At 69.9% G+C, this 25,764-nt stretch carries 18 protein-coding genes; 9 read left to right on the top strand and 9 right to left on the bottom strand.

Annotation, left to right across the window (positions count from 1 at the left end):
* Positions 1-3 precede the first annotated feature (3 nt).
* Genes ACIBG8_RS04720 through ACIBG8_RS04705 form a run of 4 tightly spaced genes read right to left on the bottom strand, consistent with a single transcriptional unit; the run spans position 4 to position 5,084 of the window.
* Entirely contained in the window at positions 4-813 is an 810-nt protein-coding gene (locus tag ACIBG8_RS04720; protein WP_397341141.1) for an ABC transporter permease, read from the bottom strand.
* Positions 810-1,760 (bottom strand): ABC transporter permease, encoded by a 951-nt coding sequence (locus ACIBG8_RS04715; protein WP_397341140.1) that lies wholly within the window; start codon positions 1,758-1,760, stop codon positions 810-812. Before ACIBG8_RS04715 ends, ACIBG8_RS04720 begins: the two co-directional genes overlap by 4 nt.
* On the bottom strand, positions 1,757-3,706 hold the full coding sequence (locus ACIBG8_RS04710; protein WP_397341139.1) for a dipeptide ABC transporter ATP-binding protein: 1,950 nt from the start codon (positions 3,704-3,706) through the stop codon (positions 1,757-1,759). The genes ACIBG8_RS04715 and ACIBG8_RS04710 overlap by 4 nt, the downstream gene beginning before the upstream one ends.
* A gap of 25 nt (positions 3,707-3,731) precedes the next feature.
* Complete coding sequence (locus tag ACIBG8_RS04705; protein WP_397341138.1) at positions 3,732-5,084, bottom strand: serine hydrolase domain-containing protein; 1,353 nt, start codon at positions 5,082-5,084, stop codon at positions 3,732-3,734.
* A 129-nt stretch (positions 5,085-5,213) separates the two neighbouring features.
* Here ACIBG8_RS04705 and ACIBG8_RS04700 point away from each other — a divergent pair, with 129 nt between their 5' ends.
* On the top strand, positions 5,214-8,270 hold the full coding sequence (locus ACIBG8_RS04700) for a CARDB domain-containing protein (protein ID WP_397341137.1): 3,057 nt from the start codon (positions 5,214-5,216) through the stop codon (positions 8,268-8,270).
* Between the two features lie 4 nt (positions 8,271-8,274).
* On the opposite strand, the gene ACIBG8_RS04695 is transcribed toward ACIBG8_RS04700, so the two are convergent.
* On the bottom strand, positions 8,275-8,448 hold the full coding sequence (locus tag ACIBG8_RS04695) for a nuclear transport factor 2 family protein (RefSeq protein WP_397341136.1): 174 nt from the start codon (positions 8,446-8,448) through the stop codon (positions 8,275-8,277).
* 137 nt (positions 8,449-8,585) lie between these two features.
* Here ACIBG8_RS04695 and ACIBG8_RS04690 point away from each other — a divergent pair, with 137 nt between their 5' ends.
* The 3 genes from ACIBG8_RS04690 (at position 8,586) to ACIBG8_RS04680 (ending at position 11,614) form a co-directional block, all read left to right on the top strand.
* Positions 8,586-9,470 carry a LysR family transcriptional regulator gene (locus ACIBG8_RS04690; RefSeq protein ID WP_397341135.1) on the top strand — a complete coding sequence of 295 codons (885 nt, stop codon included), beginning with the start codon at positions 8,586-8,588 and terminating at the stop codon, positions 9,468-9,470.
* Positions 9,471-9,532: 62 nt separating this feature from the next.
* A complete protein-coding gene (locus tag ACIBG8_RS04685) occupies positions 9,533-10,666 on the top strand; it encodes a cytochrome ubiquinol oxidase subunit I (RefSeq protein WP_397341134.1) in 1,134 nt (377 codons plus the stop codon).
* 9 nt (positions 10,667-10,675) lie between these two features.
* Entirely contained in the window at positions 10,676-11,614 is a 939-nt protein-coding gene (locus ACIBG8_RS04680; protein ID WP_397341133.1) for a cytochrome d ubiquinol oxidase subunit II, read from the top strand.
* A 24-nt stretch (positions 11,615-11,638) separates the two neighbouring features.
* Here the strand turns inward: ACIBG8_RS04680 and ACIBG8_RS04675 are convergent, their stop codons facing one another.
* The gene (locus ACIBG8_RS04675; protein ID WP_397341132.1) at positions 11,639-13,426 is read right to left on the bottom strand and encodes a LamG-like jellyroll fold domain-containing protein; all 1,788 of its coding nucleotides are present in this window, start codon (positions 13,424-13,426) and stop codon (positions 11,639-11,641) included.
* Positions 13,427-13,627: 201 nt separating this feature from the next.
* Here ACIBG8_RS04675 and ACIBG8_RS04670 point away from each other — a divergent pair, with 201 nt between their 5' ends.
* A complete protein-coding gene (locus ACIBG8_RS04670) occupies positions 13,628-14,554 on the top strand; it encodes a hypothetical protein (protein ID WP_397341131.1) in 927 nt (308 codons plus the stop codon).
* A 13-nt stretch (positions 14,555-14,567) separates the two neighbouring features.
* Here the strand turns inward: ACIBG8_RS04670 and ACIBG8_RS04665 are convergent, their stop codons facing one another.
* Positions 14,568-15,617 carry an aldo/keto reductase gene (locus tag ACIBG8_RS04665; RefSeq protein WP_397341130.1) on the bottom strand — a complete coding sequence of 350 codons (1,050 nt, stop codon included), beginning with the start codon at positions 15,615-15,617 and terminating at the stop codon, positions 14,568-14,570.
* A gap of 97 nt (positions 15,618-15,714) precedes the next feature.
* Here ACIBG8_RS04665 and ACIBG8_RS04660 point away from each other — a divergent pair, with 97 nt between their 5' ends.
* The 3 genes from ACIBG8_RS04660 (at position 15,715) to ACIBG8_RS04650 (ending at position 18,344) form a co-directional block, all read left to right on the top strand.
* Entirely contained in the window at positions 15,715-16,341 is a 627-nt protein-coding gene (locus ACIBG8_RS04660; protein WP_397341129.1) for a disulfide bond formation protein DsbA, read from the top strand.
* A gap of 63 nt (positions 16,342-16,404) precedes the next feature.
* Positions 16,405-17,874 (top strand): OmpA family protein, encoded by a 1,470-nt coding sequence (locus ACIBG8_RS04655; protein ID WP_397341128.1) that lies wholly within the window; start codon positions 16,405-16,407, stop codon positions 17,872-17,874.
* A gap of 242 nt (positions 17,875-18,116) precedes the next feature.
* A complete protein-coding gene (locus ACIBG8_RS04650; protein ID WP_397341127.1) occupies positions 18,117-18,344 on the top strand; it encodes a hypothetical protein in 228 nt (75 codons plus the stop codon).
* A gap of 13 nt (positions 18,345-18,357) precedes the next feature.
* Here ACIBG8_RS04650 and ACIBG8_RS04645 read toward each other — a convergent pair whose 3' ends face one another.
* Positions 18,358-19,371: a transcriptional regulator gene (locus tag ACIBG8_RS04645; RefSeq protein ID WP_397341126.1), complete on the bottom strand. Its 1,014-nt coding sequence runs from the start codon at positions 19,369-19,371 to the stop codon at positions 18,358-18,360.
* Between the two features lie 119 nt (positions 19,372-19,490).
* Between ACIBG8_RS04645 and ACIBG8_RS04640 the strand changes: the two genes are divergently transcribed.
* Positions 19,491-19,955: an alpha/beta fold hydrolase gene (locus ACIBG8_RS04640; protein WP_397341124.1), complete on the top strand. Its 465-nt coding sequence runs from the start codon at positions 19,491-19,493 to the stop codon at positions 19,953-19,955.
* Between the two features lie 97 nt (positions 19,956-20,052).
* Here the strand turns inward: ACIBG8_RS04640 and ACIBG8_RS04635 are convergent, their stop codons facing one another.
* Positions 20,053-25,764, bottom strand: a complete 5,712-nt coding sequence (locus ACIBG8_RS04635; RefSeq protein WP_397341123.1) for an RHS repeat-associated core domain-containing protein — start codon at positions 25,762-25,764, stop codon at positions 20,053-20,055.

The following is a 25,764-nucleotide window of genomic DNA, read 5'->3' as shown; positions in this document are numbered from 1 at the left end:
TCTTCATGCGGCGCGCCGGCTGACGGCGTCCCTGAGCGCGTCGGCGAGCAGGTTGAGCGCCAGGACGGTGAGGATGATGCAGCCGCCGACGGGATAGATCAGCCACCAGTAGTCGGCGGAGATGTAGGTGACGCCGCTGGCCAGCTGGCTGCCCCAGTCGGCGGTGGGGTAGGTCAGGCCGAAGCCGAGGAAGCCCAGGGCGGCGACGACGAGGACGGCGTCGGCGACCTGGAAGGTGATGTTGACGATGATCACGCCGAGCGCGTTCGGGATCAGGTGGGTGAGGATGAGCCGCCCGCGCGAGGCGCCCATCACCTTGGCCGCCAGCACGAACTCCCGCACCCGCAGCGTCAGCACCTCGCCGCGGACCAGCCGGGCCGAGACGAGCCAGGAGAACGCGCCGATGACCAGGCTCAGCGACAGCGCGTCCGCGTGGAACTTGGCCGACAGGATCAGCACGAAGAACAGGAACGGCACCGAGAGCATGACGTCGACCATGCGCATCATGAACCCGTCGACCACGCCCCCGGCCAGTCCGGCGACGGCGCCGTAGAGGGTGCCGATCGTGGTCGCGAAGAGCGCGGCGAGCAGCCCGATCTGCAGCGACACCTGCCCGCCGGCCATCAGCCGCCCCAGCACGTCGAACCCGTTGGTGTCCGTACCGAGCGGGTAGCCCCCGCCGGGCGGCAGGGCCGCGTTGACCAGGTCCACATCGGTCTGGTTGGTGGGATGGAACAGCGGGCCGAGGAAGCAGAAGGCGAAGACGGCCACCAGGAGCAGGCCGCCGGTGAGCGCCAGGGGGTTGCGCCTCATGTGTTCAGCTCGATTCTGCGGTCGGCGGCCGCGACCAGGAGGTCGGCCACGAAGTTGCCCGCCACGGTCAGGACCCCGCCGATCAGGGTGTAGGCGAGGAGCACCGGGTAGTCCTCGCGCTGCAGGCTGTTGAGGAACAGCAGGCCGAGGCCGGGATAGTTGAAGAGCGTCTCGACGATCAGGTTGCCCGCCAGCAGCGTCGGCACCAGCGTGCCGACCAGGGTGATCAGCGGCAGGCAGGCGTTGCGCAGCAGGTGGCGCAGCAGGATCAGCCGCTCGGGCAGCCCCTTGGCCCGCGCGACCCTGATGTAGTCCTGGCCGAGCTGGTCCAGGGCCGAGGAGCGCTGGTACTGCGAGAAGATCGCGATGCTGGTGACCGCGAGCGTGATGACGGGCAGGGCCATGGCGCGCGGGTCGGTGAAGACCACCCACGGCGAGTGCGACTGCGACGCCTCTGCGGGGAAGACCGGCAGCGCCTGGCTGAAGATCGCGATAAGGATCAGCCCGAGCAGGAACGACGGCGTCGCGTACAGCACGTAGGAGGCGGCGGTGGCGAACCGGTCGACGAGGCTGTTGCGCCTGACCGCCTGGAGGATGCCGAGCGGGACGGCGACCAGCAGCGCTAGGACCAGTCCCGCCAGCGACAGCATCGCGCTGCGGCCCGCGTTCTGCCGCAGCAGCGTGCCCACGTCGGCGTTCAGCTTGTAGGACCGGCCCAGGTCGGCGTGCAGGAGCTGGTTGAGGTAGCTGAAGTACTGCACGACGACCGGCTGGTCGAAGCCGTTCTGCCGGTTGAAGTCGGCCACCGCCTCCGGCGAGGCGCGCTGCCCCAGCACGATCCGCCCCGGGCTGTCGGAGACGAGGTGCAGCAGGAAGAACACCACCACGGAGATGCCGAGCAGGACGAGGAGCGAGATCGCCACCCGCCTGACCACGTACCAGGTCATGCTTGCTCCAGGGGGAAGTGGCAGGCGACCTGGTGGGTGCCGGTGAGCGCCTTCATCAGCGGCTCGGTCTCAGCGCACAGGTCGGTCGCCAGCGGGCATCGGGTGCGGAACCGGCAGCCGCTCGGCGGGTCGATGGGGCTGGGCAGCTCGCCACGCACCCTGGCCTTCGCCCTCGGCCGCCCGATCTCGGGGACCGCCGCCAGCAGACCGGCCGTGTAGGGGTGGGCGGCCGAGCCGTACACCTCGTCGGTGGTGCCGGTCTCGACGAGCTTGCCCAGGTACATGACGCCGACCCGGTCGGCCAGATACCGCACGACGGCCAGGTCGTGGGAGATCACCACGCTGCTGAGCCCGCGTTCGAGCTGGATGCGGCGCATCAGGTTGAGCACCTGGGAGCGGATGGAGACGTCCAGCGCGCTGACCGGCTCGTCGGCGACCAGGACGCTGGGGTCCAGGGCGAGCGCGCGGGCCAGGCCGACCCGCTGGCGCTGGCCGCCGGACAGCTCGTAGGGGTAGCGCTCCATGACGGTGCCGGGCAGGCCGACGTCGGCCAGCAGCTCGCGGGCGCGGGTGGTGCGCCCGGCGCGGGTGCCGATGCCCTGGATGGCGAGGGGTTCGCGCAGGATCGTGCCGATGCGCATCCTGGGGTCCAGGGCGGCGTTGGAGTCCTGGAACATCATCTGCAGCGGCTTCCGCACCCGGGTGACCCGCTCGCCGTCGAAGATCACCTCGCCGGAGTCCGGGCGGTCCAGGGCGACGAGCATCCTGCCGAGCGACGACTTGCCGCAGCCGGACTCCCCGACCAGCCCGAACGTCTCTCCAGCCGCCACCTCGAAGCTCACCCCGGACACCGCCTTCACGGTGCGCCGCCCGCCCGCCGGGTACTCGCGCTCCAGGTCGACGACGCGCAACCTCGGCTCGGGCGTCCGCTCGGCCCTGGCGACGTACGGCGAGCGCACCTTCGCCACCGGGCCGGTGGCGGGGTGCCAGCACGCGTACGCGTGGCCGTTCTCGCCGGTGAGCGGCGGCTGCTCCTGGTGGCACCGGTCGGTGGCGGCGGCGCAGCGCGGGGCGAACGGGCAGCCGGTCCGGGCCACGGTCAGGTCGGGCGGCGCGCCGGGGATGCTGAACAGCTCCTCGTCGCGGTCCTGGGTGAGCGACGGGATCGAGGAGAGCAGCGCGCTGGTGTAGTGGTGGCGGATCCCGCCGAACAGCACGGGGGTCGGCGCGGTCTCGGCGACGCGCCCGCCGTACATCACGCCGACGCGGTCGGCGTGATGGGCGATCACCCCCATGTCGTGCGTGATGAGGACCATCGACATGCCCAGCCTGGCCTTGAGCCCGTCGAGCAGGTCGAGGATCTCGGCCTGGATCGTCACGTCGAGCGCCGTGGTCGGCTCGTCGGCGATGACGACGCGCGGCTCGCACACCAGCGCCATGGCGATCATGACGCGTTGCCGCATGCCGCCGGAGAGCTGGTGCGGGTAGGCGTCCATGCGCGGCACCCCGACCAGGGCGAGCATCTCCGCCGCACGTTCGCGAGCCGCCCGCCCGCTCGCGCCGCGGTGCAGCCGTACGGGCTCGGCCACCTGCTCGCCGATCCTGCGGGTCGGGTTCAGCGCGGTCATCGAGTCCTGGAACACCATCGCGACCTCGTTGCCGCGAATTGCCCGATACTGCGCGGGCGCAAGCCCGACGAGCTCCCTGCCGCCCAGATCGATCGACCCTCCGGTCACACGGCCGCCGGGCGGCAGCATGCCCATGATCGCGAGACCGGTCATGGACTTGCCCGATCCGGTCTCGCCGACGATGCCCAGGGTCTCGCCCCGGTTGAGCGCCAGGCTGACGTCCGAGACGGGGTGGACGACCCGGTCTCCGCGCCGGATGTCGACGGAAAGACCGCTGATCGTCAGCACCCGGTCGCCGGTCGTGCTCTCCGAATTCACCCGACGATAGTGGAACGTGCCCTCTTCACGATGTTCGTCGCGTTCGTGGAACCTGACCGCCCGCGTTCGTCCGTCCGCACGAACTGATCATCGGAGTGGCGCGGCCGGTGTGCAGGTAGGCGGCGTGCCCGGTCCCGTCGTCGCCGAGGAAGGCGACGGGAACGCCCTCAGGCCCGGCCGGGCGCAGGCTGTCGCCGCGCCAGGCGAGCAGTTCCGTCCTGTAGGGGAACTCGTCCAGATCCGCGGTGACGCCGAGGGGGACGTGCTCCAGCCACAGGCGGCCCTCCTCGTCCTGGCTCACGGTGGTCTCGCCGGTGCTCGACGCGTAGGTGCCGGTGTAGCGGGAGGCGTTGACGAGCGGCTCAGGCACCGGCGCCGGAGGTTCCGTCTCGCCGAGTACGTGGCGCGTGATCTCGCGGAAGACCGGCTCCGGATTGCCGCCGTTGGTGAGGATCACCAGCGCCGTGTCCCGCTCCGGCGCCACGCGCAGGAGGGCTGACTGGCCGATGGTGCTGCCCTGGTGGCCGAAGGCCGTCCGGCCGAACAGCTCCCAGCCCAGCCCCCAGGCGGTGCCCCAGCCGATGTCGGGCAGCGTGACCTGCGGCCGCCGCATGGCCGTGACGCTCGCCGTACTCAGGACACCGAGACCTCCGGCGAGATGCATGCGGGCGAAGGCCAGCAGGTCGCGGGCGCGCATCGCCAGCATGGAACCGGCTGGCGCGTTCGAGCGCGCCATCGCCCACACCGGCGTCGGCGCCCCCTTGATGTGCCCCACGGCCACCCGGTGGAGGATCGCCTCGTACGGGTCGTTGGCCGCGTGCGTCATGCCCAGCGGGGTGAACAGGTGCGCCCGCACGCAGGCGTCGAACGGCTCTCCCCTGACGACCTCGACGATCCGGCCCAGTACGCAGAAGCCCGCGTTGTTGTAGGAGAACATCTCCCCCGGCTCGAAGAGCTGCTCCACGCCGCCCAGGGTGGCGACGTACCTCTCCAGGCAGTCGTCGCCCTTGCCGGTGTCGGTGAAGACGTCCCCCTCGAACCCGGCGACGTGGCACAGGAGCTGACGCACGGTGATCCGGCCGCCCGCGAGGTCGAACGTGGGCAGGTAGGCGCGCACCGGGGCGTCGAGCTCGACCTTCCCCTCGTCGACGAGCTGCATGACCAGCGTCGCCGTCAGCACCTTGGTGATCGAGCCGATCTGGAACAGGGAGTCCGCGGTGACCTCGACGCCCGTGGCCGTGTTCAGCAGCCCGGCGGCGGCCTCCGCCGTCTCCCCGCCCGCGCCGACCGCCACCACCGCCCCGGGCACCTGGTGCTCGGCGAGCAGGTCGGGCAGCATCTGCCGCAACCACTCACGGATCTCGTCCATGCTCGACATTCGCACGAGCCTACGACCGGCCTGACCCGCCGTGTTCGTCCGCTGCCACCACGTGAGTAGGCCCTACTCAGGCGAAACTCCAACCTCCAGCGCACTATCCCCTGATAGAGCGACATAGGAGGGGAAACCGTGCGCGCCCGAAGAAGACTGGCCATCACGACCATCACCGCACTGCTGCTGTCCCTGCTTACAGCCTTACCTGCCCGCGCGGAGGCGCCCACCTTCTCGCTGACCTTCAGCATCGACTACCTGAGACAGATCGAGGACCCCGACAGCGGCGGCCTGGGCGACGGCGACTACTTCCCGCGGGTGCGGATCGCCGACGGGCCGCTGGAGCAGGGGCCGAGGATCGAGGACGACGAGTTCAGCCCGCTGGGCCTGCCCGAGGCGCCCAACGGCTGGACGTTCACCAAGAACGACCTGCCGGGCACCGTCCCGACCGTGCCGATCACGGTCACGCTGTGGGACTGGGACGACGGGCTGAACACCAACGACGACCGGATGGACATCAGCCCCGTCAACGACGACGTCGAGCTGAACCTCGTCTACGACGTCCGCTCGGGCACCCTGTCCGGTGACGGCCTCCCCGACGCCGCCCCGTGCGTCAACTCCAGCGGGACGGAGAAGGGCCAGTACTGCGTCCAGGGCGACGGCGACCACGGCTTCCCCAAGGACAACGACGGCCGCATCACCCGGATCGGCATCAGCGTCACGACCACCATGCCGGACACCGACCAGGACGGCATCCCGGACATCGTCGAGCTCTCCGGCATCAGGAACGCCGCTGGAACGGTCCTCGTCAACCCCACGGACCCGTGCCGCAAGACGATCATCGTGCAGCTCGACTGGATGGCCGACGCCCGCCACAGCCACCAGCCCAAGGCGCAGGCCATCACCCTGGTCGAGAACGCCTTCGGCGCCTCGCCCACCCCGGCCGCCGCGCCCTGCCCCTACCCGGGGCCGCGCCAGACCGGCATCGAGTTCGTCCACCACCCCGGAGTCCAGCTCGCCGAGCAGGCCACCCTGGGCCTGGGCAACAACATGGACTACCGCAACTTCCGCAACACCAACTTCCCGCGCGAGCTGGCCCCGTACGCCCACTACGGGATCTTCGCCCACGACCTGATCGTCACCGACGCCACCGGCAGCAACCCCGCCCCCGGCGTCTCCGGCCAGTGCTGCGAGCCGACCAGGGACAACAACAAGGACTTCATCGTCACCTTCGGCTCGTGGCGGACGATGTGCGTGACGGACTTCGGCATCGACTACGGCGGCGACGCCACCCTGCAGACCACGCCCGGCGGGGACGACGTCGTCAGGAACGGCCTGGAGATCCACACCGGCCCGAACCGGCGCTGCGACACCACCAGCGCCCACGCCACCGACCGTCAGGTGCTGACCCCGGGCACCGGTACGGACGACGCCGAGGTGGGCACCGTCCAGGACCAGGCCGGGACCATCATGCACGAGCTCGGCCACGCCCTGAACCTGCGGCACGGCGGCGACACCAACACCCAGTGGAAGTCGAACTACCTGAGCGTCATGAACTACTTCTTCCAGTCGGGCATCCCGAACAGCCCGCCGCCGCTGCTGGTCAACCAGATGCGGGACTGGAAGATCGGCAACGTGCGCGTCGGCTACTCGCCCGGCGGGTTGCCGCCGCTGGTGAAGGGCGCGCTCGACGAGAACACCGGGATCAGGGACGGCACCGACTGGACCTTCTGGTGGACCGACAACCTGGCCAACCCGACCAGCATGTTCCGCCCCCTGCGGGCGGGAGCGGGGAACGGCAGGCTCAACTGGAACGACAACGCGGTCTTCGAGACGGGCACCGTGCCCGTGGACATCAACGCCAGCGGGGCCACCACCGAGACGCTGACCGACCACAACGACTGGGCGGCCATCAAGTACCGCGGCCTCACCTCTCCTGACCGGCTCGGCACGGCGTGCAGCAGCTTCCCGGTGGCCGCGCCGACCTGCTCGGGGTCGGGCGCCGAGCTCGACTACACGACGGTGGCCCGGCAGGAGATTTCGCTCTTCAACCAGTACGACCCGGACGTCAAGCTGACCAAGACCGTGGACAAGGCCGACGCCGAGCCCGGCGAAGACCTGAAATATCACGTCAAGCTGGACAACATCGGCACGGGCGGCGCCGCCACCATCAAGATCACCGACACCCCGCCGACCGGCCCTGTCCAGACCCGCGACGCGGCCTCCCTGGCCAGCGGCAAGGACACCACCGAGACGTTCGCGTACACGGTCCCGTGCGACACCGTCGACGGCAGCGTCCTGACCAACCGGGCGACGGTGACGGCGAAGGACACGGCAGGAGGCGCCGAGGCCAACACCACCAACAACAGCGACACCGCCTCGACCACCGTGCACGCGCCCAAGCTCACCCTGACCAAGACCGCCCCGGCCACGGTCAACGCAGGTGAGGCCGTGAAGGTCACGCTGAAGGTCGCCAACACCGGCAGCGGCACCGCGACCGACACCGTCCTGACCGAGGCGCTGCCCAAGGAGGTCTACTACAGCCAGGCCCTCGACCTCGGCGCGGGCCCGCGCCCGACCGGCGTCGCACGCAACGCCGACGGCACGACGACCCTGACCTGGACGCTCGGCTCCCTCACCGCGGGCGCCACCAGGACCGTCGAGTTCACCGTACGGCCCAGCCTGCTGTTCACCGCCGGGGCCACCCTGACCGGTTCCAGCGCCGCCGCCTACAAGAACGCCAAGGGCTGCGTGTACGAACCGGTCACCGCCAGCGCCACGACCGCCGTCACCGAGGTGGCGCCGACGCGGGACCCGCGCTCGCACGGCTACTGGAAGACCCACGCATCGGAGCGCACCGACGAGTTGCGTGCCCGCGTCCAGGCCACCGACCAGCGCTCCGACGCCAACGCCGACGGGATGCTGGACAACGCGGAGGCGGACGCGGTGCTCTCGGCGGGCGGTGCGCAGCCTGACCCGCTGAAGTTCCAGCTCCTGGCCACGCTGTTCGACCTGGCGGCGAGGCAGATCAACGCCTCGACGCGGATCGACTCGCCGCTGACCAGACGCCTCGGCGTCACCACCGTGGGCGGCGCCGTCAGGTTCGCGTTCGCCTCTCTCAAGTCCGGACAGCAACTCCCGGACGCGACCACCCTGCTGGACGAGATCGTCAACAACAGGAGCGAGGTGTACTGACCCGTCAGGGTTCAAGGCCGGTGACTCCCGTGCCGCTCGCCATGTCGAGTGGCACGGACACCTGGCCATGCGTGATCAGCCAGTCGCCGCCGATCTTACGGAAGCAGAACGTGGCCCTGACCCACATGCCACTCGTGGCGGTCTCGAAGAACAGGAACACGTTGGCCCCGTTCTTCATCTTCGTCTCCCAGCCCGACGTGCTGGAGTGGCGGCTCGACGTCGATCCTGGCTTCTTCTGTCACGACTCCCGACGCTATGACTCTCCGGTTATCGTATCTAAGATCAATATCGCTATCGCGTTATGCGTCGGGAGGCATGATGGAGCTCAACGCGCTCAGGCAGTTCCTGGTGGTGGCGCGGCTGGAGCACCTCAGCGGCGCGGCCGAGGAGCTGCGCGTGGCGCAGCCGTCGCTGAGCCGTACCATCGCCCGCCTGGAGAGCGAGCTGGGCACCCCGCTGTTCGACCGCAGCGGCCGTCTGCGGCTCAACGACGCGGGCAAGCTCTTCCGCGACCACGTGGAACGCGGCCTGGGCGAGCTGGACGCGGGCAGGAGGGCCGTCGCCGAGGCCGTCAGTGACGGCGTCGGCACGGTACGGCTGGCGTCGGAGACCTTCCTCACGCTCACCGGGACGCTGGCGGCCTTCAAGGAGGCCCACCCCGCCATCGAGGTCGAGCTGCGCTGGGCGAGCGCCGACGACATGGGCCGCCTCCTGCGCGCCCAGGACGTCGACCTGTGCGTCGCCTCCCAGCCGATCCACGCCGAGGGCCTGGAATCGGTCCAGCTGCTCGACGAGGCGGTCGGCGTCGCCACGCCGCTCGGCCATCCGCTGGCCGGCCGTACGTCGCTGAGCATCGAGGAGCTCGCCGGCCAGCCCTTCGTCAGCGCACGCAAGGGGCACTGGCAGCGCCGCCTCCTGGACCGGCTGTTCGCCGCCCGCGACCTCACCCCGAAGATCGTCTGCGAGGTCGACGAGCCCAGCGCCATCGCGGCCCTGATCAGCGCGGGGCTCGGCATCGGCCTCGTCCCGGCCTTCGCCATGGGCGGCGCCACGCGGGTCCCCGCCGCCTGGATCCCCGTCGACAGCTCCGACTGCCGCCGCGCGGTCACCCTGTACTGGGGCGCGGGCAGCCACCTGTCCGCCGCCGCCCGCCTGATGCGCACCACGATCACCAACTGGGCCTGGGTTATGCCTTCATAGTTATATCTGCATGGCAGATTTGGACTTGGACGACATAACCCACCCCTTTGTACGGTCGCCCCATGAGTGTTGTGGATCTCGCCCGACTCCAGTTCGCGGTCACGACCGGCGTTCACTGGCTGTTCGTGATCCTCACCATGGGGCTCGCCCCCATCGTGGCGATCATGCATTCCCGCGATCCTGCGGTCTGGGGGCGGATGACCCGCTTCTGGGGGCAGCTCTATCTGATCAACTACGCGGTCGGCATCGCCACCGGGATCGTGATGGAGTTCCAGTTCGGGCTGAGCTGGAGTGGTCTGAGCACGTTCGCGGGCAACGTCTTCGGCGCCCCGCTGGCGCTGGAGACCCTCATCGCGTTCTTCGCCGAGTCCACGTTCCTCGGGATGTGGATCTTCGGGTGGGGGCGCATGAGCCGCGGCCTGCACGTCACGCTGATCTGGCTGGTCGCCCTGACCGCGTACGCCTCGGCGTACTTCATCCTGGTCGCCAACGGGTTCATGCAGCGTCCCGTCGGGTTCGAGGTGAGGAACGGCGTGGCCTACCTGACCGACTTCGCGGCGCTGCTGACCAACCCCAGCACGTTGCTCGCGCTCGGGCACGTGGCGCTGGCCGCGCTGACGACGGGCGGCGTGTTCGTCGCCGGGATCGCCGCGTTCCATCTCGCCAGGGGCGACGAGGCGTTCCGCGGGTCGCTGCGGCTGGGCGTCGTGATCGCCGCGGTCGCGTCCTTCTTCGTGATCATCGTGGGGGACCTCCAGGTGCCGCTGTTCCAGCCAGAGAAGAAGGCGGCGCTGGACGGCACGCTGGGAGTCGCCCTGGACACCATGACGATCATCGGGAACACCGTCTCCACCGTCACCTTCGTCGCGCTCTTCCTGCTGCGTAAGGACCGGCTGGTGCGGTGGCGTCCCCTCGCCTACCTGATGACGGCGATGATCCCGTTTCCCTTCGTCGCCTCGGTGGGGGGCTGGCTCGTCCGTGAAGTCGGTCGTCAGCCGTGGCTCGTGTATGGCCAGTTGACCGTCGCTGACGCGCTGTCCGAGGTGAGCTGGTTGTCGCTGGCCGTGTCGTGCGCCGCCTTCATCGTGATCTTCGTCGCGCTGGCGGTGACGAACTGGACGCTCCTCACCCGCATCGCCCGCCGCGGCCCGGAGAGCGCAGCCGCTCCCGAGCCGGTTCCCGTTCTGACCTTCTGAGGATCGATCATGCTGACGTTCTGGCTGGTTCTGCTCGGCCTGCTCCTGGCCGGATATTTCGTGCTCGGCGGCTACGACTACGGCGCCCAGATGCTGCACCCCTTCCTCGGCAGGAACGCCGCGATCGAGGCCATCGGGCCGTTCTTCCTGGGCAACGAGGTCTGGCTGGTCGCCTTCGCGGGCGTGTTGTTCGGCGCGTTCCCGCACCTGGAGGGCGCGCTGCTGCCCGGCTTCTACCCGTTGATCGTGGCGATCCTCGTGGGCGTGGTCCTCGGCAGTACGGCGGTGCAGTTGCGCCGCCGTACCCGCGAGCACCGGGTGTGGGACGCGCTGATCGTGGTCGGCGGCGCGCTGCCAGCGCTGTCCTGGGGGCTCGTCCTGGGCCTGCTGCTCCGGGGCGCGCCCGTCACCGAGACTTTCACCCCGTTCGTCCTGCTCTGCGGGATGACCACCTTGTTGCTCTTCGCCGCCCACGGCGCCGCCTTCGTCGCCCTCCGCTCCGCTCCCCCGCTCGCCTCCCGGCTGGGCGCCATCCTGGCGAGTACGGCGGGCGCCACGGCTTTCGCGGCGTTGCTCCTGACCCTGTTCGGCACCGGCGCCTCGATGACGAACCCCACGACGGCAGCCGTCATCTCGGTGCTGTTCGCCACGGCATTGGCCCTCGCCCGCCACTACCTCTCCCGAGGCAACCACGGCCGCGCCTTCGCCGCCACCTCCGGCGCCACCCTGCTCCCCGTGCTCCTCGTGGGCGCCGGCCACTACCCGTATGTCCTGGTCAGCTCGCCCGGGGTGAGACTGACGGTGCACGAAGCCGCCGCGGACGGCGTCACGCTGCAGATCCTGACCGTGTTCGGCATCATCCTGGTCCCGGTGATCCTCGCTTACCAGGCGTGGAGCTGGTGGGCCTTCCGCGGCCGGACGGGCGCACGCCACCCCACCTACTTCTAGGTGGAGTGGCGCTTGGAAGTGGTTTCAGCTGATGGGGGACGTCATGATGGTCTTGATCTGCTCCGGCGTCAGGGCGGCGTTGTAGGTACGGACCTCGTCGATGGCCATACCGTTCAACGTCCCTTGCGGATAGCCCTGCCCGATGGTCAGCTGACCCGGCTCCCCGGAGAGCCCGTTGGTGTTCGCGGTGAAACCGGCCGGCTGGCCGTTCACGTAGAGGCGGATCTCCTTGCCGTCGTAGGTGGCGGCCAGATGGGTCCAGGTGTCGACCGGCAGGACCTGCGGCCCGACGATGTAGTACCCGCCGCCCGCTTTGGCGGACGGCGTGTCATAGGGCAGGTCCGCGGCGGACATCCTGAATCCGTTGCGCGCCAGCGCATCCAGGTAGCGGGCGTTCGTCTTCGGCTTCACCCAGGCCGACAGGGTCATCTTTCCCTGTGTGGTCAGGTTGGGCACGCTGGCGGTGGCGGCGTAACCGAAGGCCAGCGCCTTGCCGTACTTCCCGCTCACCCAGGACGGGTTGACGGCCGTGCCGGGGTGACCCTTGCCTGACGCGTCGCCCAGCCACGTGCCGGTGCCCTCGTTCAGCCCGTACGCGCCCACGAGCGTCGCCTGGAGGTTGGGCGGCGCCCCGATCACGACGGAGACAACGTCGGACCGTGTGCTGACGTTGCCGGTAGTGTCCACCGCCAACGTCGCGTAGTAGTAGTAGATGCCCCCAACGGGCACGTGGTCGGTGAGCTCCGTCGTCGTCCCTGGGACTCGGGCGACCAGTGTCGCCGCGGACGGAGTGAAGCCGGGAGTCGTCGACCGGTGGAGCTGGACCTCGGTAACGCCCCGCTCGTCGTGGGCGCCACTCAGCCGCACTCCGGCCCAGCCGTCGTGAGGGGACACTGACACCGTTGGCGCCGTCGGCGGGCAGTCCGGGTTGTCGACCCTTCCTCCGGCCATCTCCGATGGCTGGCTGGGCTGGCGCAGCGTGTCCAGGGCCACGACCCGGTACTGATAGGTCAAGTTTCGGTAGACGCAGCCGGGGGTCCAGGTCAGTCCGGTCACCGTGGCGACCAGGTTGTACTCGTCGACGGAGTCCTCCGCAGAGACGACCTCATGGATCTCGTAGCCCGAGATGCCGTGATCGTCGGTGGCGGCGGGCCACGACAGGTGGATCGTGCCCGTGCTGACGTCGGCCGAGACGGTGGGAGCCGAGGGCCGCTCGTCCGCGACGACCGCCTTCAGCATGTCCTGCTGGAGTTCCTCGTCGGTCAGCCCGCGCCGGTAGACGCGCACCTCGTCGACGATCGCGTCAGGACAGGCCTGGCCGATCTTCAGCGGAGCTGAGTCGTAGTCGACGTCCCCGGTCACCGGGAGCGCCTCGCTCGCCCAGTAGAGGCCGTTGAACACATAGCGCAGCGTGCTCCCGTCGTAGACGAGCGCCAGGTGGACCCAGCCCCCGTAGAACTCGCCGATCGACTCGCCGTCGTGGTTCTGGCCGCCCGTCCTGACGCCCCAGTTCCCTCCCATCCAGTAGGGGTTGGATTTGGCCACGAGGCTCGGGCACTGGGTGTCGGCCTTGAGCCAGGCCTCCATCGTCAGCCCGCCTGATGCGCGCAGGCTCGGCGCGTCCGGAACGGTCAGGATCTGGTCCAGCCTCCCGATGCGCAGCCCTTTGCCGTACTTGCCGTCCACCCACTCCGGGTTCGCGACGGTCCCGTCATTACCGTTCCCCGACAGATCGTGAACGGTGGTCCCCGATCCTTCTTCCATCCCGTAGGCGGCCACCAGATCCGTGTCTGCCGACGCCGGCGTGGCCACCAGAAGTGCTGCTAGTACGAAAAACCCCGTGATGACACGGCATAAACCATGCACTGTGCTTACTCCCCGTCCATCCCAGTCGGGCCCCTGCGACGGACGATACTCACCAAAAGGGCATACGGGGAGAGCCTCGATGCGCGCTGCGCCAAGAAAGACTGCGCTCACCGCTAACGACCCGCGAGGCGCCTCTGGAGCAAGCTGATGGCGGCAAGATCAACGCGCCTGGAGGAGAACATGCGGCCACGGCTCAAGAACGTGGCCCGGTTCTTCGGCAGGGCCGCCTGGTCGTGCTACGCGGCGGCGGCGGTCTTCGTGGTGGCCGTCCTGGTGTTCGCGCCCGAGCTGCGCCCTTCGTGGAAGGACGGCTGGTTCCTGCCCGGCGCCGCGCTGCCGGTGCTCGCCTACCTGCTGGCCGGCATCGCCTTCGGCGCCCTGCACGAGGCGTGGCACTGGCTCGCGGGCCGGGCCCTCGGCGTCCCCGCCACCTTCAGGGTCAGCTACCGGGGCCTGTACATCGTCTTCGAGACCGACCTGACCCAGATCGTGAACGTGCCGCGCGGGCGCAGGTACGGGGCCTACCTGGCGGGCATGGCCATCGACACCGTGGTCGTGGCCGTGGCTCTGGGACTGCGGCTGCTCCCCCTGCCTGAGACGCTGGACGGGTTTCTCGGCGCCGTGGTGCTGTACCGGCTCGTCGGGATCGCGTGGCAGTGGGCCGCGGTGCCGATGCGCAGTGACGGCTACGCCGTACTGGCCAACGCGTTGCGCTGCTACAACCTGTACCGGATCACGTGGCTGACCGCCAAGGCCAGGCTCTACCGGCTGACGCCCGCCGAGGCCGGGGAGCTGGCCTCGGCGGGCGAGCGTGACCGTCGCGCCGCCCGCTGGTTCGCGCTGCCGTACATGGCGGGGGTCGTGGCCATGGCGGGCATGTTCGCGCTCGTTGCCCTGCCGCTGCTGCTCGCCCTGGCCCAGTGGGGCATGGTACGGCTGAGCTCGGGCGCGATCGGTTCCGCCGGTTTCTGGGAGGCGCTCGCCGTGGCGGCGTACGTGGTGACGCAGCTCGCCCTGCCCCCGCTGCTCGCGCTGAGGGAGCGCCGCCTGCGCCGGGCGGGCAGGCTCCTGTGAGGGGTACGGCAGGCTAGCCGGCCGCGCGGTCGCCCACGGGACGGCGGCGCAGCGTGGGGTCGACCAGGGGTTGCGGGCTCCACAGGCCGACGGGCTGGTAGACGTTGGTGCCCGGCGGGACGAGCTCGTCGATCCGGTCGAGCACCGCGTCGTCCAGCACCAGCGAGGTGCCCTTCAGCAGGCCTTCGAGCTGCTCCATCGTGCGCGGGCCGAGGATCACCGAGGTGACCGCAGGGTGCGCCGCCACGAAGGCCACGGCCAGCTCGGGCAGGCTGCACCCGAGCTCGCCGGCCAGCTTCACCAGCTCCTCGACGATGTCCAGCTTGGCCGCGTTGACCGGCAGCGACGGGTCGAACCGATCTGGCGCGAGCGCCGCCCGGCCAGAGGACAGGTCGTAGGACTGCCCCTTGCGGTAGCGGCCGGTCAGGAAGCCCCAGCCGAGCGGGCTGTAGGTCAGCACCCCCATGCCGAGCCGCTGCGCGGTGGGCAGCACGTCACCCTCGATCCCCCTGGCGAGGATGTTGTACGGCGGCTGCTCGGAACGCAGCCGGTGCAGGCCGCGCCGCTCTGCCACGTGGTAGGCGTCGACCAGATGGTGCGCAGGGAAGGCCGAGGAGCCGAAGGCCCGGATCTTGCCCTGCCGTACCAGATCGGTCAGCGCGGAGAGGGTCTCCTCGATGTCGGTGTGGTTGTCGGGCCGGTGGACCTGGTAGAGATCGATCCAGTCGGTGCGCAGCCGCTTGAGGCTCGCCTCGACCTCCTTGACGATCCAGCGGCGGGAGTTGCCGCTGCGGTTGGGGCCCTTCCCCATCTGGAAGTGCACCTTGGTGGCCAGGATCACCTCGTCCCGCCGACCCTGCAGGGCCTTGCCGACGATCTCCTCGGACTCCCCCTCCGAGTACATGTCCGCGGTGTCGACGAAGTTGATGCCGTGGTCGAGGGCGGTGTGGATGATGCGGATGCTGTCGTCGTGGTCGGGGTTGCCGACGGAGCCGAACATCATGGTGCCCAGGCAGTAGGTGCTGACCTCGATGCCGGTGCCGCCGAGGATGCGATATCTCATGGCTCGACCCTAAGATCTGGAGCCGACTCCAGGTCAAACTGGATTAGTCGCCATCTCCCCCTTCCAATGGGGACAAAGCGTATGTACAAACGATCTTATGGTGACTCAGGCTGACCAAGCCGTCCCGTTCTGGTTTGATCCGCTGTGCCCGTGGGCGTGGATCACCTCACGCTGGCTCCTGGAGGTCGAGCAGGTCCGTCCGGTGCGCGCCGACTGGCGGATCATGTCGCTGGCCTACCTGAACCTCGTGCAGCGCGACGGCAAGGACCTCAGCGACGACTACCGCGACAGGATGACGAAGGCGTGGGCCTCGGTGCGGGTGTGCTCGGCGGCCGCCGAGCACGGTGGCCGCGCCGTACTCGGACCGCTGTACACCGCGATCGGCACCCGCCTCCACGACCAGGGGCGTCGGGGCGATCCCGCCGTGCTCACGGAGGCCCTGGAGGAGGCGGGCCTGCCCGTCGCGCTGGCCAAGGCGGCCGACAGCACGGAGTTCGACCGGCTCATCATCGACTCGCACGACGAGGCGTTCAACGAGGTCGGCCTCGACGTCGGGACGCCCGTCCTCCGCATCGCCGGCACGCACCTGTTCGGCCCGGTGGTCACGCCGATCCCGCGCGGCGAGGCCGCAGGACGGTTGTGGGACGGCCTGGTCCTGGTCGCGGGCACGGAGGGCTTCTTCGAACTCAAGCGCACCCGGGATCGCGCACCGTCCTTCGAGTGAGGCCGGATTCGTGTGAAGTGCCGGTGAGACGCCGGTGGAACGTCTCCCCGGCAGGCTGGCCGCATGAGAGTGACAACGACAGCTCAGCTGGTCTGCGGCGCCGCGCTGGCCCTGGGCCTTTCCGCTTGCGGCCCGCTGAAGCAGGCGCCCCAGGAGCCGGTGTCCGTCGCCCAGGGGCCATCGGAGGAGCCCGCGGACACGCCCTCCGCCAAGGAACCGGAAACATCCCCTCCGGCCGAGCCCGCCACGGGGATCGTCGCCAAGGCGTCCACCTCCGCCTACCCGGTCGAGGCGCGCAACGTGCGCCTGGTCAGAACCGGTGAAGACCAGCTGGCCCTGCAGTTCGAGCTCTACAACGGCATGCAGGAGCCGCTGGCCCCCTCACTGCTCGGCATCGACTTACGCGAGCAGCACCTCGCCCTGGTGGACCCGCCCCGCGGCACCGCGTACGGCCTGCTCCAGGCAGCCGACTACGACGGACGCATCAGCACCAACACCGAGGACAGCATCCCGGCAGGAGAGTCGGCCACCATCACCGCGATGTTCCCGGCGCCGCCCAAGGAGACCCGCGAGATGCTGGTCGGGATCGGCGGCATGCTGCCCGTCGTCGCGCCGGTGCTCCCGGCGGGCGACGCCTCACTCCAAGACGACCCGGTGGTGAGCGGCCCCCGGGGCGAGCCCAGGACGGGCCCGCTGATCTGCAAGGTCGGCGGCGGCGGAGGCGCGCAGGCGCCGGTGGAGTTCAGGCTGCCGAGCGACGTCCTGTTCGCCTTCGGCAAGGCGTCGCTGTCACCGGCGGCCAAGGCGGCCATCGCCGAGGTCGGCCAGCGCATCACCGCCGACTCCGGCAAGATCGTCATCGAGGGCCACACCGACGCCATCGGCACCGACGCGGCCAACGACGCGCTCTCCCGCCAGCGCGCAACAGCCGTCGCCGACGCCCTCCGCGCCACTGTCGGCACCGGCTTCACCTACACGGTCAAGGGGTACGGCGAGGCCAAGCCGATCGCCCCCAACACCCGCCCCGACGGCTCGGACAACCCCGACGGACGGGCGCAGAACCGCCGCGTCGAGGTCCTCGTCGAAACCGCGGGCGCCAAGGCCGAGCTCGCCGAGCGGGCGGGCGACACCAAGACGTTGTCCGACAGCGGCTTCAAGCTGAACGTGCAGGAGGTGAAGCGCTACGCCGGATACGTGCTGGCCAAGGCCACGGTCACCAACCCGACCGACCAGCCTCTCGACCTCGACTACGTGAACGCCATCAGCCCGCGCGAGATCACCCTGGGCCAGCTGAGCTTCGTCGACAAGACCGCCCAGCGACGCCACGAGCTGTGCGCGTTCGCCGAGCCGACCTACTTCGACTTCATCGGCAACTTCGGCCAGACCTTCTGGCCGGACCGGCTGGGCACCGTCCCGCCAGGCGCCGAAGTGGTCATGTGGGGCCTCTTCGCCGCTCCCAAGGCCGGCACGAAGCAGGTCGACGTGGAGATGGGCGGCTACGCCGAGACCCTCCCCGCCGACATCACCGACTGACCGTTGCGCTGGCGAGAACGGTGACGACCCGCAAGAATTGCGGTGGGCCGACGAGCTGACGTCCGTGTGTGCGAGGGCTGAGGAGCCGTGCTACCGGTGATGGCGCGGTCGTCACGGCGTTGTCGCTCGTCGGCCCACCGCACTGCCCGCCCTGGCATTGACTGCCCGTTCTGACAATTCTTACAATGAGCGTTCGATCAGTCACGGCCCGTAGTGGATCGTGACAGCGAGAGAGGATCCTCATGACGGAACTGTCGGATCTGGCCTCAGCAGTTGAGACCAAGGCACGTTACTGGGCCGGCCAGGCGCTCCAGCTGCGTGTGGCCATCGACGAAGAATCGCAGGCGGACAGCCCGGCCACGCGCGCGGCCAACGTCACCGCCCGCTACCGGGCGGCCCACGCCGAACTCCTGGCCGCCATCGACCAGCTCGACAGCGATGCACGGGCTTCCGTGACATCCTCCATGTAGGGACAGATTGACGTCACGGTCTCGTCCGCCCCGTCGGTGAATGGACGGACGAGACCTGGGCCGCCGCGCTGTTCACGAGGACGTCGCCGGATGCGGTGCGGTAGTAGAGCACGGACTTTCCGGAGCGCCGGCGGCCGATCAGGCCGCTGTCGAGCAGGATCTTGAGATGGCGCCCTACCGAGCCGAGACCCTGGTTCGCGAGGGCCACGAGGTGGGTCGTGCTCTTGGGGGTGTCGAGCAGGACCAGGACCTGGGCGCGGTTCTGGCCGAGGAGCCGGGCCAGCGGCTCGGGCGCGGTCGTGGCGTCGACGTCGGCGAGGGCGCCGGAGCACGGGTAGATGATCGTGTACTGCAGCGTGTCGTCATAGGCGACCCAGCCCCGCGCGGGTGTGACGGGGACGAAGTACAGGGGTGCGCCCCTGGTCTGCAGGGACGGGAAGTCGTGGACGTTGATCTGCAGCCGGCCGTCGCGCAGCCACCGCATCCCCGGGCGCATGCCGTCGAGCACGGCCGCCCAGCCGTCCCGGCTCAGCTGCGCGGTCCGCGAGAGGATGTCCGCCTCGATGATGCGGCGCCGGCGCGCCCACGTGGGCAGCACGGCCTCGGTCCACACCCAGGTCAGGACGTCGGCGAGGTGGTCGGCGACGTCGGTACGGCGCAGCCGTTCCGGAAGAGGCCCGCCCGACGATACGACCAGGTCCGCCCACGCCTTCTCGGGCGGCGTCCCGCGGACCAGTCCCAGCTCGTCGTCGAACGTCGTGAACTCGCCGTTCAGCACCGGTGTGAGCAGGTCGGCGATCCAGTGGGTCCGCGCGCCCATCGCCGCCTCGATGAGCGGCGCGGTCAGAGGGTCGCCGGCGATCATCGCGCGCCAGCGGGCACGGTGCTCGTCGAGCCAGGCGCGCTGGGCCGGATGGCCGGGGACGTCGTAGTAGAAGGCCTGCATGGCGGCGAAGGTCTCAGCCAGCGGCGACACGATGAACCTGCCGCTCGCGAGCGTGTCGGAGTCGACCTCCCACCAGCCCATCGCGGCACCTCGTTTCGCGTCTGCGCGAAACAATAACGGCTCCCCGGCCGCCGCTCCCACACTGACGGCCATGCGAACCTATCGGGAACTGTTCGGAGTGCCGGAGTTCCCGTCACTCCGTGGACCGCGAGTTCGACGACCTGCGGGCGGTCATCACCGAGGCGGGCGGGTCCGCGATGGTGTACGGCACGTCCGGCGGCGGGATGATCGCCGTCCAGGCGGCCGCCCGCGGGCCGGCCATCACCAGGCTGGCCCTGTGGGAGGTCCCCTACATCCTGCCCGGCACCCGCGAGCCCGTCCCCGCCGACTACCGCGACAGGCAGTACGCGCTGCGCGAGCAGGGGCGCTTCGGCGACATGATGGAGCTGTTCATGCTCAAGGCGGCGCTGATGCCGGAGGAGTTCGTCGCCGGGATGAAGGCCGCCCCGTTCTGGGACGCGATGGCGGCGGGCGCCTCCTGCCTGGCCTACGACGCCGCCGCCCTTCCCGACGCCCGCCGTACCACCCTTGAGGGCCAGCCCCACAACGTGGACGCAGCGGCCATCGCCCCCGCCGTCGCGGGCTTCTTCGGAGCGAAGCGATGAGGAAGATCGTCACCCAGCTGTTCGTGTCCGTGGACGGCGTCGTCGGGGGCCCCGACGACGCCTGCCCCACGGCAATCACTGGGCGTAGACCCAGCCGTTACCAGCGGTAAGGCTTCTTCAGCATCGACCGGTCGTAGCGGTTGTTCATGAACCACTTGGCAGGATGGGCGTTCCACTGCCACTTGTACTTGTTATAGAACGTGAGCCCGCCTCTCGACTCGATGGATGCGTGTTTGAAGGCATGGAGCGTCCGATGGCCGCCCTTCTCCAGCGAGACCCCCACGTTGATCGCGTCTTTGAAGGCGTCACGCGAGCCTTGGAAAACCCGTGAGTTGCCGCCGCGTATCACCCCCCAGGCGCCCGCTTCCACCACGCCCACCACGGAGATCGGTTTGTTGGTGACCCTCTGGGTTATCACATATCCGGCGATGGCCACGGTGGCTCCCACCACCATGCCGCAGACGATCGAGACGCCACAGGCGATGGTCGCGATCATGCCGCCGCTGAAGGTCATGAACCTGCCGACCCATGCCAGCCCCTGCTTGCCCCAGGAGTCCCACCAGCCCTTCTTCTTCTTCGGCTTGGCCTTCTCGCGCGCAGCGGCCCGTTCCGCCTCCTTTTCCTGTGTGTTGTTCTCCCGGTAGTACTGGCGCGTCGCGTCATCGGCCGCCTGCCTGGCCTCCGCCGCCTTCGCGGGATCGTTGTACTGGTCGGCGCAGTACTTCGTCGCGCAGTGGGCGTTGCTGTTGGGGTTGACCGTCTGCACATCACCCCAGTCCTGCAGCTGGTTGACCTTCAGCCCGTCGGGGTCGGACCAGGTCACCGGGTTGTTGCTCGCGTAGGCGTACCCGTTGACCTGCTGCGGGTCCAGCAGGTCCATCACCGGGTCCGCCGACACGAACCGCCCGTTGTCCGCGTCGTACTCGCGCGCCCCGATATGGGTCAGCCCGGTCGAGTCGTCGATCGTGCCGCCCACGAAGCCCTTCTGCGAGGACCACGTCGCCGGCGCGGCCCCGCGGACCGTGCCGAACGGTGTCGTGGCGCGGCGCTGGTAGGCCAGGCTGGAGGCGTTGATCGACACCTCGGCTGTGCCGTGCTGGTCGGTGAGCAGGTAGTCCAGCTTGGTGGCCGACGTACGCACCAGCACGGCCTTGCCCGCCTGGTAGAACCTGCGCCCGCTCACGAGCCCGGCCGACGAGGCCGTGAACTCCTCGCTGCCCAGGTAGAGCGTGCTGCCCGAGGGATCCCGGCGCAGCAGGCGGTCGCCGTCCGCGTCGTAGAGGAACGAGGAGCCGTTCTGGGTGGCGGCCAGCTTGCCCTCGGCGTTCCACGTCAGCGTCTGCTCGCCGGAGGCGGTGACCCGGCGGGTGGTGTTGCCCGCCGCGTCGTAGCCGAAGGTGTCGCCGCCGGCCGTCTTCATCAGGTGGCCGGTGTAGGTGAAGGTCCGCGTCACCCCGTCGGCGGTCTCGGAGATCCGGTTCCCTACCACGTCGTAGCCGAAGGTCAGCGAGTAGGGGGCGGGACCGCCGACTGCCTTGTCCGCGTCGCACTCCGACGTGGTGCTGTAGGCGCTGGTGAGCCTGCGCCGGTGGTCGTAGCCGAAACACTGGCGGTCCACGCCGGTCTGGTCGTCGCGCTTGTTGAGGACGCTGGTGACGTCGCCGGCCGGGTTGTAGGTGTAGGTGACGTCGTCCAGCGTCTGCGGGTCCGCCTTCTGCCGGTCGTTGACGACGCTCCTGAGCCGCCTGGTGGCCTGCTCGTAGGTGAAGGTCTGTACGGCGTAGCGGCCCAGCGTGCCGAGGTAGGAGCGGAGCAGCTCGCCGTACGGCGTGTACTCCGCGCCGGACAGGTACTCCTGGTCGGCGTTGCCGGTGGCGGCGAGCTGGTCGCGGTCGGTGTAGTGCGAGGTGACCACCTCGGCGGGCAGGCCCGCCCGCGCCTGGTAGGTGGTGCTCTTCGGCAGGCCGGTGACCGGGGTGTAGGTCTGGCCGACCTTGTAGGTGCCCGCCAGCAGTCCCTCGGCCGCGGGGATCGTCACCGTGGTGCCGGTGGGCGCCCCCGTCGCGGTGTAGCCGTCGATCGCGCTGACGTAGGCGTTGCCGTTGTCCCAGCGGGTGGAGGAGGCGAGCAGGCCCTTGCCGTTCTGCGCGCTGTCGTAGGCCCACTGCGCGAGGGTGGTCTCCCCCTGGCGCAGCGTCTTGCGGCGGCCGAGCTCGTCGTAGTCGGTGACGACGGTGACGCCGCGCGCGTCGGTGGAGCTGATGGCCTGGCCTGCGGCGTCGTAGGTGTAGGTGGTGACGCCCACGTCCGGGTCCTTGGCCGTGGTCTTGTGGCCGAGCAGGTCGTAGTCGTAGGTCCATTCGTTGCCCGCCGGGTCGGCGAGCTTCCTGAGCTGCCCCTCGGTGTCGTAGGTGTAGCGCGTGGTGTCGTAGGCGCCGGTGAGCGAGCGGTCCTTGAACTGGCGCAGCTCGACGGTCTTGCCGCGGGCGTCGAGGAGCGCCATGCTCGCCGAGTCGCCCTCGGGCGGGATCGTGGCCACGTAGTCGCCGCCGTAGCGGAGGCTGGTGCGCCAGCCCTGCTGCTCGACGTTGAGCGACATGAAGATCTTCTCGGTCGGCCGTCCCCTGCCGTCGAACTCGGTGACGGTCTGCGCCGGGATCTCGTTGTCGGCCAGGCCGCCCAGCTCGGGCCTGGGCGCGTCCTTGTTCCAGTACGGCGCGGTGGTCTTCCACGCCCGGCCGTGCGTGTCGTAGTGGGTGTCGACGATCAGCCGGCCGCCTTCGGCGTTCAGCCCGTCCTGCTGCGTCTGCCGCGAGCGGAGCAGGCCGTCGAGCAGCTCGATCGAGGTGGCGTAGGTGCCGTTCTCGCGCAGGGTAGTGGTGGTGACGGCGGCGGGATCCTGGCCGTTGACCCGGTAGTCGAAGGTCAGGCTGGGTGAGGCCGACCTGGCGCGGCTGGGCAGCCAGATCCTGGTCAGGCGGCCGAGGGCGTCGTATTCGGTCTGGGTGGTGTTGCCGTTGCGGTCGGTCACCGACACTTCCTGGCCGCGCAGCGGGTCGAGCGTGCTGGTGGTGGTGAACCCCTTGGGGTCGGTGACGACGATCGTGGCGGGGGCGCCGGTGGCCGGGGTGTAGGCCGTCGTGATGGTCCTGCCCAGCTCGTCGGTGGCGCTGACGACCCGGCCGTAGGCGTCGTAGCCGGTCGCGGTGGCCACGTACGTGCCCGGCCGCTGCAGCTTCTCCGACCTGGTGGCGAAGGCCTGGCCCGCCTTGGGCGCGGCGAGGTGCCCCTGGCCGTCGTAGAGGGTCCTGGTCTCGCTCGTCACCGCGCCGGGCGCGGCGCAGGTGCCCTCGGTGCTGCGGCTGGTGGCCACGTAGCCGAGCAGCCAGTTGGCGGTGTCCCGATCGGTGTAGGCGGTGGTGGCGCACGTCTCGTCGCCGTTCACCGCGAGGTCGCCCTGGTCGCTGACGGCGGTGACCCGGCCGAGGTCGTCGTGCGCGGTGTCGGTCCTGGTGCGCCGCCAGCCCATGGCGACGGCCGTCCTGGTCCTGCTGACGGCGGTGCCGGCCATGCGTGCGGTCAGCGGTGTGGTGCCCGCCCGGTTCCTGGTGGCGGTGACCGGCGACAACCACGGTTCCGTGACCGTGGCGGTGGCCAGGCTGCCGCCCTCGCCGGTGTAGGTCAGCTCTTCCAGCACCCGGCCGGACAGCGCCGGGTCGTCGCTGACCTGGTTGCCTTCCGAGTCGGTGACCGTACCGCCCAGACCGCGCAGGTAGACGGTCTCGCTCTGGGTCTTGTTGGTCGTGCCGACCTTGGTGCGGACCTTCTGGTAGCCCTTGAAGAGGTTGTACGTGCGGTGGGCGTCGGTGGTGAACTCGCTGTCGTCCTTGGCCCACGCCGGGTTCTCGTAGCCGTAGGTGGTGACGACGGATTCCGAGGCGGAGCCGCCCACCTTGTCGTCCACGACGACCTGCTCCACGGCGTACTTGTGGAACCAGTCGCGGATCGGCGTGGAGGCGCCGGGCGGCGTCCAGTAGGAGGGGAAGCAGCGCCGGTTGTTGTGCGCCGGGTCGGGCACCGCGGCGTAGGTGCAGTCCTTGGGCAGGTAGCCGACCAGCGTGTCGGTGCCGCTGTCGGAGTGGACCCTGGTCATCCGGTACTTGTTGAGCGGCGGGCGGCCCTCGTCGGCGTCGACCCTGTTCTCCATCGCCTGACCGTGGAAGGTGGTCGGGGGCAGCGCGACCGGGGCGGTGCGCTGGATCTGGGTGAGCCAGAGCGCGGGGCTGGTGCTGTCGCCGGCGCCGGGGAAGGTGTGCGACAACGTCCAGGTATCCACGGCGGTGCCGCCGACCTTCGTGGTGATGGCGGTCAGCCGCTTGCGCGTCCAGAACGAGGGGCCGGTGTTCGCGCACGGGAGGGCGGAGCAGTTCAGGTCGAAGGGGACATCCGGCCAGTTGCCCGCATGAGCGGCGTCGAAGGAGTCGCAGCCGCTCAGGCAGCGTTCCGCCGTGGTGAACTCCACCTGCGCGCCCGCCCCGGTGTAGGCGTTCCCGGCACGCAGGCCGTACTCGATCCGCTGGAGGTAGCCGCCGCGGTCGTAGGCGACCGCGCGGCCGCCCGAGTTGTAGGAGTTGGTCTCGCGCTCGTAGTAGTAGGCCATGGCGTTGCCGTGCGGATCGACGACGTGGTCGAGCTGCCAGCGCCAGGGCAGGACGCCCCGGTCCTTGACCGGCACGCTGAAGACGGACCTGGTCTCGGGCTTGCCTGACGTCCAGCCGGGCAGCCGGTTGGTGCCGAACCAGTACTGCGTGCCGTCCGGCTTGGTGATCACCCAGTGGTCGTTGAGCCACTGCACGCGGGAGCCGTCGTCGGCGGCGAGCTTCCACGTGCCGCTGGCGTCGTCGCGCACCAGGGCGGTGGAGGAGCCGTTGAGCGACAGGGTCGCGTTCTCCGACTTCCAGCACTGCTCGCCGCTGTCCGGGCAGGACTGGTAGGTGCGCTCGATGAAGCCGGGCTCGTACTCCCAGCCCTCGCCGATCCAGGACGGCTGGTTGTTGGTGGAGGCGGTGCGCCCGTCGACGAGGGTGGAGTCGTAGTCGAGCGAGACCTCCGGTTCCAGCGAGCCGGGCACCGACGGCACGGGGATCGGGTAGTTGTAGGTGAAGGAGCCCGTGCCGCCGCCCGCCGACCAGAGGCCGGTCGGTGCGAGGGAGGTGGCGCGGTAGGTGCCGCTCGCGCCCTGGGGCGCTGCCACCGCGGCGAGCACGGTGGCGCCCTCGACCCGCGCGGTGAGCGTGCTGCCCGCGCGGGTGGCCGTCACCTTCTCTTCTGTACGGCACTGCGGCAGCTCGGGGGTGGTCAGCGCGCACTCGGGAAGGCGGACGAGCCTGGCCCGGCTGACCCAGTCGCCGCCGACGGCGCCCTTGAGGCCGCCGAGGTCGACCGACACCGACAGCGGGCCCGGCTTGTCCGAGCGGACCGCGAAGGCGGCGCCGCCCCGCACCGCCGCGTACTCGATCTCCGCGGAAGCATCAGAGGAAACGCTGACCGGCGACCCGGCAGCCGCCCTGTCCGTGGCCCTGACCTTGCCGGGGGCGGGCCACGTGATCGCGGGCGCGCCCTTCCACGCCTTGGTCTCGGACTCGGCGGCCGGAGCGGGAGCCTCGCGGGGAACGCGGGTGATCGCGACGGAGCGTTCCTTCTGCAGGGGACGCAGTTTGAGCTTGTAGGGCGCGGCGCTCGCCGGTGCCGGGACCAATAATCCCGCCACCAGCGAGGCGACCACGACCATGACCGTCTTACGCATCAT

The sequence above is a fragment of the Nonomuraea sp. NPDC050556 genome (assembly GCF_044457355.1).
Lineage (GTDB): Bacteria > Actinomycetota > Actinomycetes > Streptosporangiales > Streptosporangiaceae > Nonomuraea.
The sequence above is the reverse complement of the archived record's forward strand: the minus strand, read 5'-3'. Positions and strand labels throughout refer to the sequence as shown.